The organism is Streptomyces sp. NPDC051315, from assembly GCF_044455165.1.
Taxonomy (GTDB): domain Bacteria; phylum Actinomycetota; class Actinomycetes; order Streptomycetales; family Streptomycetaceae; genus Streptomyces.
Window position 1 is genome coordinate 247,906 of sequence record NZ_JBITEN010000014.1, and the last position, 6,207, is coordinate 254,112.

Sequence of the window (6,207 nt, forward strand, 5' to 3'; positions counted from 1 at the left end):
AAGCCGCCCTGTGAGGGCGGCAGCGGTCGGGCAAGGGGAGGGGCGCGCATGAGGCGTCTGAGGGGCGGGGCGGCGGTCGCCGTCGTGCTGGTGGGGGCCGTGGCCGGCTGCACCGTCGAGACCGACGGCACCGGAACCGCCGGACCGGGGCGGACCGCGAGCGGGGGAGCGGCCCTCGCCGCCGCCGAGTCGCTGCCGGTGAAGGGCCGGGCCCCCAGGACCGGATACGACCGCGACAGGTTCGGCAGCCCCTGGGCGGACACCGACTCCAACGACTGCGGCACCCGGGACGACATCCTCAAACGCGACTTGGAAAAGGTGCGGTTCACCGACGGGACCTGCAAGGTCTCCTACGGCGTGCTGGCGTCGGACCCGTACTCCGGCAAGGAGGTGACCTACCGGCGCGGCAGCAGCCAGGTCGACATCGACCACGTCGTCGCCCTGTCCGACGCCTGGCAGAAGGGCGCCAAGTACTGGGACGCCGGCAAGCGCATCGCCCTCGCCAACGACCCCCTCAACCTGCTGGCCGTGGACGCGAGCACCAACCGCTCCAAGGGGGACGGCGACACGGCGACGTGGCTGCCACCCAACAAGGCGTACCGGTGCGCGTACGTCGCGGCGCAGGTCGCCGTGAAGAAGAAGTACGAACTGTGGGTCACGGCGGCGGAGAAGTCCGCGATGGAGAAGGTCCTCTCCGGCTGCCCCGACCAGAGGCTCCCCACCGGCGGCAACCCGACGAAGGCACCGGAACGGTTCCACGCGGACTGACGAGGAACGAGCGGCCCGCGGCGCTCGGTCAGGCGGGCCGGCACGAAGACGGGCGGGCGGGCAGGCAAGCGCGAAGGCAGGCGAACACGAAGGGCCGGCGCGCACGAAGACAGGCGGGCAGGCACCGCAAAACCGTTTCCTCCCGTCCCGCCGCCCCGCCTACGGTGGCTGTATGGACCGTAGGGAAGGGAAGGTGTTCTCTCTCGCCGAGCGGCCCGAGATGCTCGGGCCGGTGCTCGACATGCCGGACAGCTGGCCGGAGTTCACCACGCAGGATCCCGTGGGCAACGCCCACTACGGCCGGATCCCCGTCGAGCTCCCGGAGTACGTGCTGTTCGCGCAGGACGAGCGGGGCGAGGTCCTCGCGCACGCCTACAGCGTGCCCTTCGCCCTCCATGCCGAGGGCCGCGGTGAGCTGCCCGCGCGAGGCTGGGACCAGGTCCTCGTATGGGCCTTCGCCGACCTGCGCCGCGGGGTGCGGCCGGACACCGTGAGCGCCGTCTCCATCGTGGTGGCCCCGCGCGTCCAGGGCCTCGGCCTGTCCGGGAGGATGCTCACGGCGATGCGGGACAACGCCCGTGCGCGGGGCTTCACCGAGGTCGTCGCCCCGGTCCGCCCGAACGCCAAGCACCGTGAACCACGCACCCCCATCGAGGAGTACGCGCACCGGGTGCGGGAGGACGGGCTGCCGTACGACCCGTGGCTGCGGGTGCACGCGCGGGCGGGGGCGACCATCGACCGGGTGGCGCCGGCGTCGATGACGGTGGCCGCCTCGCTGGCGGAGTGGCGCCGCTGGACGGGGCTGCCCTTCGACACGCGGGGGGACGTCGAGGTGCCCGGCGCGCTGGTGCCGGTGCGCTGCGAACCGGAGCGCGACCACGCGGTGTACGTCGAGCCCAACGTGTGGATGAGACACCCTCTCTGAGCCGGGTCCCCACCCGCGCCGAACACCGACGAGGACGTGGCGGGAGCCGCCCTCACCTCCCGTACGGGTACCCCTGCTGGTAGGGGTGCCCCTGAGGGGCCGGGGCCGTCCCGTACGCCATCGCCGGCGCCGTCCGGACCCGCTTGTCGAAGACCGCGAGCAGCAGCATCCACGTCGCCGTCGCCAGCGTCACCAGCACGGCGATGCCCAGGAACGCGTCACCGTCGGTCTCGTCCGCCACCGCCCACGGCAGCGTGATGACCTCGTACAGCGCGAACGCCGCGAAGGCGCCCCAGTCCGAGCCCCGGCCGCGCCGGATCGCCACGTACAGGAACGGCACCCACACCAGCATGCCCAGCGAGCCCCACGCCAGGACCACCCAGGCCAGCCGCTGGAACCAGCCGCCCTCGAGCCGCTTCTCCGCGCCCGTCGTCATCGTCGTCATAACCGCCCCCCAAGTAGCCAGGGAGCAAGGGTAGGGCACGTCCCCGCAGCGGCGGACCTCCCCTTCTTGACCGCGGCATGAGCCGATCTTGGCACTGTGAAGAGCCTGTGTTTCCCGATCACGGGGCCGCCGCAGGCTACGGTGCCCTCCGACCACGGGGGTCCGACGACAACCGTGAACATCGACGATGGGGTGGGGATGGCCGAGCACCGGCAGTCCGGGAAGCGCAGACACATCACCTGGGGCGTGGCCGCGGCGGCCGTCGTCGCCGGTGCCGGGATCGCGGCGCAGCAGTCCACGGCGGCCACCACCTGGCCCGCCCAGAAGACCTTCACCGGCCGCGCCTTCGACACCTGCGCCGCCCCCTCCCTCGCCGCGATGAGGGCCTGGAACACCGGCTTCTACGGTGCCGCCGCCGTCTACGTCGGCGGCAAGAACCGCGGCTGCTCCCAGCTCAACCTCACCGCGTCCTGGGTGAAGTCGGTCAGCTCGGTCGGCTGGAAGCTCATCCCGGTCTACGTCGGCGCCCAGCCGCCCTGCCAGACCAGCTCCAACCCCGAGCGGCTCACCGCCTCCACGGCCGCCTCGCTCGGCGCGACGGACGCGGCGGACGCCGTCGCCCAGGCCTCCGCGCTCGGCATGAAGCCCGGCAGCCCGGTCTACCTCGACATGGAGCCGTACGACATCACCGACAAGGCGTGCAACGACGCCGTGCTGACGTACGTGCGCGCCTTCACCAAGACGCTGCGCGCCAAGGTCTACCGCGCCGGCTTCTACGGCTTCAGCAGCTCCAGCGCCAAGGCCATCGCCAACGCGACCGACAAGACGGACCTGCCGGGCAACCTCTGGTACGCGCTGTGGGACAGGCAGAACACCACCACCGCCGACTGGCCCTGGGGCCCCACCCAGTACACGCACCACAGCCGCGGCCACCAGTACATGGTCAACAGCAAGGAGTCGCGCGGCGGCTACACGATCACCGTGGACCGCAACGCGTGGGACGCGCCGGTCGCCCTCGTCGGCTGAACCGGGCCGGGTGAGGGAGGGGCGGGAGGAGCGGACCCGTCCTCCAGGGCGCGGCGGTGCCGCAACTCCCGGTGAATCGTTGGTCGAATGGGTTGGCCACAGCCGTACCACTGCCTACCATCGATCACCGCAAGACTTTGTGCACCGTCGCACAATCTCCTCGGGAGGCTTCCTTGCACAGCCGCCGTCGTCGTACCGCGCTCCTGCTGTCCGCCGCGATCGTCGCGGCGGGCCCTCTCCTCACCGCCTGCGGAAACGAGGCGCATCCCGGCGCGGCGGCCGTCGTCGGCGGCCAGCGGATCACCGTCTCCCAACTGGAGGACCGGGTCGACGAGGTCCGTGCCGCCCAGCGCGCGGCGGTCACCGACGACGCGCAGTACGCACAGGCCGTCGCCCAGACCGGCACCCTCACCCGCGACACCCTGCACGGCATGGTCCTCGACCGGGTGCTGCACCGCGCCGCCGAGGACGCCGGCGTCACCGTCAGCCGCAAGGAGGTCCAGGCGATGCGGGCCGGCCTGGAACAGCAGGCGGGCGGCGCGAAGGGCCTGGAGACGACCTGGCTCCAGCAGTACGGCATCCCGCCGCAGCGCCTCGACGAGAACCTCCGCCTCCAGCTCGAGGCCCAGAAACTCGCCTCCGAGCTCGGCACCGACACCAGCCAGCCCGCCTTCTGGAACGCCCTGTCGAAGGCGTCCCAGGAACTCGACGTCGACCTCAACCCGCGCTACGGCGACTGGGACGTGCAGAAGGTCAGCCGCGTCGACGCGAAGACCCCGTGGGTACGGGACGTGACGGCGGCGGGGAGCCGGCAGACGACGTGACGGCCGGCCCCGCCGGCCTGCCTGTGGACAACCGGCCGGGCCTGCCTGTGGACAACCGGCCGGGCTGTCGGCGGCGTGGGTTACGTTCGAGGTGTGAACGCCACCAGCAGCTCCGCGGACGCCTTCCGGGAGAGCACCCCCGGCCGAGTAGTCCTGCTCACCACCAGCCACCGCGTCGCCCCCGGCCTGCTGTCCTGGCCCGCCTGGCAGGCCCTGCGCACGGCCGACCGCGTGCTGTGCGCGGACGGCGCCCACCCGCAGCTGCCGTATCTGCGGGAGGCCGGCATACGGGTCGAGGAGGCCTCCCCGACCGCCGAGGACCTGGTCGCCGCGTGCGCCGGTGGCCGCACGGTCGTCGTCGTGGCGACCGGCGAGGGCGAGCCGGCCCTGACGGACGGCCTCGCCCGCCTGGCGGGCTCCGGACGCGTCTCCATGCCGGAGCTCGAGCTGCTCCCCGCCTCCTACGACCTCCCCGGTGCCCGCCTCCTCGACCTCGTCCAGGTCATGGACCGCATCCGCGCCGAGTGCCCCTGGTCCTCCCGGCAGACCCACCAGGGCCTGGCGAAGTACGGCATCGAGGAGGCCTACGAACTCGTCGAGGCCATCGAGGACGGTGACCGCGACGAACTCCGCGAGGAGCTGGGCGACGTCCTCCTCCAGGTCGTCTTCCACGCCCGTATCGCCGAGGAGGACGAGGAGTCCCCCTTCTCCGTCGACGACGTCGCGGGCACGATCGTCACCAAGCTCATCCACCGCCACCCCCACGTCTTCGGCGACGCGACCGCGACGACGCCGGAGGAGGTCAAGGAGCACTGGCTGCGCACCAAGGCGGCCGAGAAGCGGCGCGAGTCCGTGACCGACGGCATCCCCCTGCACCAGCCGGGACTGGCCCTGGCGGCGAAGCTCAGCTCACGCGTCCGCACGGCGGGCCTCGACGTCCCCCTCCCCCCGGCCGAGGGCATCGGCTACGAACTGCTGGCGCTGGCGGCCCGGGCCGAGTCGGAGGGCGTGGACCCGGAGGCGGCGCTCAGGGCGGCGGCCCGGGCCTACCGGGACGCGATCAGGGGTGTGGAGGGAGTGGGGGGTTAGTACGGTGGGTTCCTGAGTCGACGGTGGCGCGCAGGGGGGCCGGTATGGAGCGGGAGTCGGGGGAGCCGGCGGCCGGACGGGTGGCCGGGCCCGCCGGTGATCACATCGACCTGAGCCGCGGCACCTTCCACGCGCCCGTGATCGGAGCCCAGTACACCTACGGATCCGTCCCCACCCCCGTCGCCCCCGCCGACACCTGGCCCCGGCTGCGCGCGGTCCGCCGGCTCTCCCTGGGCATCCGCCCCGTCCGCCGCTTGGGTGACGAGTCCCCCCTGCCGCCGTACGTGCGCCGCGACGCCGACGCCGCACTCGACCGGATCGTCGGGGAGCGGCTGGGCGCCGGCGGACTGGTGGTGGTCACGGGGGAGCCGCTGTCGGGCAAGTCGCGGACGGCCTGGGCGGCCTTGCGCCGGGTGGGCGGCGGCGTCAGCGCGTCCACAACGCCCAGCCGGGCACGGACCTGCGCGGCCTGCCCGCCGCCCTGCGCGGCCGCGACGGCTCCGGGCACCACGTCGTCTGGTTGGACGACCTCGCAGGGCACCTCGGCGCACACGGACTGACGGCGGGCCTGCTCGCGGAGTGCGTCCACGAGGGCGTGCTCGTCCTGGCCACCATGCGCGACGAGGCGTACGACGCGCACCGCTTCGGGGACGGGCCGTCGGCCCGTGTCCTGAGCGGGGCGCCCAGGGTCGAACTGACCTGTCGCTGGAGCGGGGCCGAGCTGGCCCGCCTCGCCGAGGCCGAGGACCCGCGTCTCGTCGACGCGCGGGTGCACCGAGGTGCGCTGGGCGTCACGGAGTTCCTCGCGGTGGGGCCGGAGCTGTGGGAGGAGTGGCGGCGGGCGGGGGGGGGGGGGGGGGGGGGGGGGGGGGGGGGGCGGGGCGGGGGGCGGGGGGGGGGGGGGCGGCCGGGGGGGGGGGGGCGCGCGGGGGGCGGGGGGGGGGGCCCGCCGCGGGGGGGGGGGGGGGGCGGGGGGGGGGGGGGGGGGGGGGGGGGCCGGGGGCGGCCCCCCCGCCCGCGGCGCGCCCCCCCCGCGCCGGCGCCGGGGCGCCGCGGGGCCCGCCCCCCCCCCCCCCCCCCCCCCCCCGGACCGGGGGGACGGAGGCGGGCCTGGCCGTGACGGCGCCGGC

7 protein-coding genes are annotated in these 6,207 nt (G+C 74.4%); 6 read left to right on the forward strand and 1 reads right to left on the reverse strand.

What is annotated here, in order from left to right; all coding sequences use genetic code 11:
• The first annotated feature begins 48 nt into the window (after positions 1 to 48).
• Positions 49 to 768 carry an HNH endonuclease family protein gene (locus ACIBBD_RS26310; RefSeq protein ID WP_399422009.1) on the forward strand — a complete coding sequence of 240 codons (720 nt, stop codon included), beginning with the start codon at positions 49 to 51 and terminating at the stop codon, positions 766 to 768.
• Positions 769 to 940: 172 nt separating this feature from the next.
• On the forward strand, positions 941 to 1,693 hold the full coding sequence (locus ACIBBD_RS26315; RefSeq protein ID WP_399422010.1) for an N-acetyltransferase: 753 nt from the start codon (positions 941 to 943) through the stop codon (positions 1,691 to 1,693).
• A 52-nt stretch (positions 1,694 to 1,745) separates the two neighbouring features.
• Here ACIBBD_RS26315 and ACIBBD_RS26320 read toward each other — a convergent pair whose 3' ends face one another.
• Entirely contained in the window at positions 1,746 to 2,138 is a 393-nt protein-coding gene (locus tag ACIBBD_RS26320; protein ID WP_399422011.1) for a hypothetical protein, read from the reverse strand.
• A gap of 198 nt (positions 2,139 to 2,336) precedes the next feature.
• Here ACIBBD_RS26320 and ACIBBD_RS26325 point away from each other — a divergent pair, with 198 nt between their 5' ends.
• From ACIBBD_RS26325 to ACIBBD_RS26340, 4 genes are all read left to right on the forward strand, one after another.
• Positions 2,337 to 3,164, forward strand: coding sequence for a glycoside hydrolase domain-containing protein (locus tag ACIBBD_RS26325; RefSeq protein ID WP_399422020.1), 828 nt, complete (start codon positions 2,337 to 2,339; stop codon positions 3,162 to 3,164).
• Positions 3,165 to 3,337: 173 nt separating this feature from the next.
• Entirely contained in the window at positions 3,338 to 3,988 is a 651-nt protein-coding gene (locus ACIBBD_RS26330) for a SurA N-terminal domain-containing protein (protein ID WP_399422013.1), read from the forward strand.
• 93 nt (positions 3,989 to 4,081) lie between these two features.
• Positions 4,082 to 5,077: a nucleoside triphosphate pyrophosphohydrolase gene (locus ACIBBD_RS26335; protein ID WP_399422014.1), complete on the forward strand. Its 996-nt coding sequence runs from the start codon at positions 4,082 to 4,084 to the stop codon at positions 5,075 to 5,077.
• A 44-nt stretch (positions 5,078 to 5,121) separates the two neighbouring features.
• Positions 5,122 to 5,637 (forward strand): hypothetical protein, encoded by a 516-nt coding sequence (locus tag ACIBBD_RS26340; RefSeq protein ID WP_399422015.1) that lies wholly within the window; start codon positions 5,122 to 5,124, stop codon positions 5,635 to 5,637.
• The last annotated feature ends 570 nt before the right edge of the window (positions 5,638 to 6,207 follow it).